1 protein-coding gene is annotated in these 2,243 nt (G+C 68.1%); it reads left to right on the top strand.

Annotation, left to right across the window (positions count from 1 at the left end):
- The coding region (gene acnA, locus Q0588_RS02475; protein ID WP_298743447.1) for an aconitate hydratase AcnA at window positions 1–2,243 on the top strand (2,243 nt) is incomplete at both ends.

The following is a 2,243-nucleotide window of genomic DNA, read 5'->3' as shown; positions in this document are numbered from 1 at the left end:
GAGCGCGAGTACGAGCGCAACATAGAGAGATACAAGTTCCTGCGCTGGGGCTCGTCGGCCTTCAACAATTTCCGCGTCGTGCCGCCCGGAACCGGCATCTGCCACCAGGTCAACCTGGAGAACCTGGCCCAGACGGTGTGGACCGCGCCCGAGGGCAGGGCGACCGTGGCCTATCCCGACACCGTGGTCGGCACCGACAGCCACACCACCATGATCAACGGCCTGGCCGTTCTGGGCTGGGGCGTCGGCGGCATCGAGGCCGAGGCGGCCATGCTGGGCCAGCCCATTCCCATGCTGATCCCCGAGGTCATCGGCTTCCGCCTGACCGGCGCCCTGCCGGAAGGGGCCACCGCCACCGACCTGGTGCTGACCGTCACCCAGATGCTGCGCAGGAAGGGAGTGGTCGGCAAATTCGTCGAATTCTTCGGACCGGGCGTGACCAGCCTGACCATCGAGGACCAGGCCACCATCGCCAACATGGCCCCGGAATACGGCGCCACCTGCGGCTTCTTCCCGGTGTCGGCGGCGACGATCGCCTATCTGACCGCCACCGGCCGCGACAAGGCGCGCGTCGCCCTGGTCGAGGCCTATGCTAAGGCGCAGGGACTGTGGATCGACGAGACCAGCGAGGATCCGGCGTTCACCGACGTGATCGAACTGGACATGGGTTCGGTCGTGCCGTCGCTGGCCGGGCCGAAGCGGCCGCAGGACAAGGTCGAGCTGAGCGTCGCCGCCCCCTCGTTCGAGACCGCCCTGGGCGAGGTGTTCAACCGCCCGGCCGACGCCCCGCGCGTCAAGGTCGACGGCGCGAAATTCGACCTCGGCGACGGCGACGTGGTCATCGCCGCGATCACCTCCTGCACCAACACCTCCAACCCGTCGGTGCTGATCGCCGCCGGCCTGGTGGCGCGCAAGGCCCGCAAGCTGGGCCTGAAGGTCAAGCCGTGGGTCAAGACCTCGCTGGCCCCCGGCTCGCAGGTGGTCACCGACTATCTGACCGCCGCCGGCCTGCAGGACGACCTCGACGCCCTCGGCTTCAACCTGGTCGGCTACGGCTGCACCACCTGCATCGGCAACTCGGGCCCGCTGTCGGAAAGCATCTCCAGGGCGATCAACGACCACGGCCTGGTCGCCACCAGCGTGCTGTCGGGCAACCGCAATTTCGAGGGCCGGGTGAACCCGGACGTCCAGGCCAACTACCTGGCCTCGCCGCCGCTGGTGGTCGCCTATGCGCTGGCCGGCTCGATGCGGATCGACATCTCGAAGGATCCGGTCGGCCAGGACAAGAAGGGCAAGGACGTCTTCCTGAAGGACCTCTGGCCGACCTCGGCCGAGATCGCCGCCATCCAGAAGAAGTCGGTCACCCCGGCCATGTTCGCCAAACGCTACGCCGACGTGTTCAAGGGCGACCGGCACTGGCAGGGCATCGAGGTCGAGGGCGGCCAGACCTACGCCTGGGACGACAGCTCGACCTATGTCGCCAACCCTCCGTATTTCGAGGGCCTGTCGATGGAGCCGACCCCGGTCGCCGACATCGTCGAGGCCCGGGTGCTGGCCATCTTCGGCGACTCGATCACCACCGACCACATCAGCCCGGCCGGTTCGATCAAGACGACCTCGCCGGCGGGCGCCTGGCTGACCCACCGCGGCGTCGACGCCCTCGACTTCAACAGCTACGGCGCGCGCCGCGGCCACCACGAAGTCATGATGCGCGGCACCTTCGCCAACATCCGCATCCGCAACCGGATCACCCCGGACATCGAGGGCGGCGTCACCAAGCATTTCCCGTCGCAGGACGTGATGTCGATCTACGATGCCGCCATGAGGTACCAGTCCGAGGGCCGGCCGCTGGTGGTGTTCGCGGGCAAGGAATACGGCACCGGCTCGTCGCGCGACTGGGCGGCCAAGGGCACCCGTCTGCTGGGCGTCCGCGCCGTCATCGCCGAGAGCTACGAGCGCATCCACCGCTCCAACCTGGTCGGGATGGGCGTCGTGCCGCTGCAGTTCAAGGCCGAGGGCTGGACCCGTCTGGGCCTGACCGGCGAGGAGATCGTCACCATCCGCGGCCTGTCGGACGTCAATGTCGGCAAGCTGCGGCCGCGTCAGGACCTGTGGGTCGAGCTGTTCCGCCCCTCGGACGGCAAGATGGCCCGCTTCCCGGTCCGCTGCCGCATCGATAACCAGACCGAGCTGGACTATTTCAAGGCCGGCGGGGTGATGCCCTATGTGCTGAGGAACCTGGC

It is taken from the genome of uncultured Brevundimonas sp. (genome assembly GCF_937870815.1).
Lineage (GTDB): Bacteria > Pseudomonadota > Alphaproteobacteria > Caulobacterales > Caulobacteraceae > Brevundimonas.
This window is presented reverse-complemented; position numbering and strand designations above follow the sequence as displayed.